The organism is Acinetobacter sp. ANC_7682 (genome assembly GCF_056779795.1).
In genome coordinates this window covers 1-652 of sequence record NZ_JBWYIQ010000079.1, presented here as the reverse complement: position 1 = coordinate 652, position 652 = coordinate 1, and the positions used below count along the sequence as shown (strand labels likewise).

The following is a 652-nucleotide window of genomic DNA, read 5'->3' as shown; positions in this document are numbered from 1 at the left end:
GGCCAATTGGTTGTGCGGTAGATTTTGTGTGTAGGCTTCTTCATTTGAAAATTATATCGCTGAAAAACCCTTTACAGATAGGTTTGTGCAATAAAGCCAGTCCTTACTATTATTTTTATACATAAATTTATGATTTTTAATAATATTTTATTTACCTCCTAATCTTAAAAGGGAATCTCTTAATCATTTGCTGTACATGACATGCCAAAAGGTGTTTTCATACTGATTCGTCTATAACTAATGCCAGGTATGGGCTCCTTCGCAGGTAACATCTCTCTTTTTTCGCAAACTTCCTTTATGTACATAAGCGTGTCTTTCGAAGAACTATATGGAATATATTCAAGCGTATTTGAGTCAATGACTTTAAATCTCTGTCTTAGCTCATAAATTTTTTTACTAGGAGCTTGTGCTGAAAGCTTTCTTTCAATAATTTGATTTTCAGCTTCATACCAAGAGCGATCAACAAACCCTTCTTTGTCATGTTTAAAAATCATTTCTGCATGAGCGAAATTATTAGCTAATAATAAAATTAAAATTCTCATAAACATCTATTTTTTCTTTTATATATTAGATCTCTTGCGAAAGTTAATTTAAGAGCATCCAATTCACCATTCCAGCAATTAAATTCATTCTTAGACCAAAGCGTTTCCGT

The 652-nt window shown here is 31.7% G+C and carries 1 protein-coding gene; it reads right to left on the bottom strand.

Annotated elements, in window-relative coordinates; all coding sequences use genetic code 11:
• Positions 1–179 precede the first annotated feature (179 nt).
• Positions 180–548, bottom strand: a complete 369-nt coding sequence (locus AC1M9D_RS14055; RefSeq protein ID WP_481612442.1) for a hypothetical protein — start codon at positions 546–548, stop codon at positions 180–182.
• Positions 549–652: the final 104 nt, after the last annotated feature.

Excerpts from the sequence above, each read along its gene's own strand:
- AC1M9D_RS14055 (WP_481612442.1), bottom strand. The coding sequence starts at position 548 with ATGTTTATGAGAATTTTAATTTTATTATTAGCTAATAATTTCGCTCAT.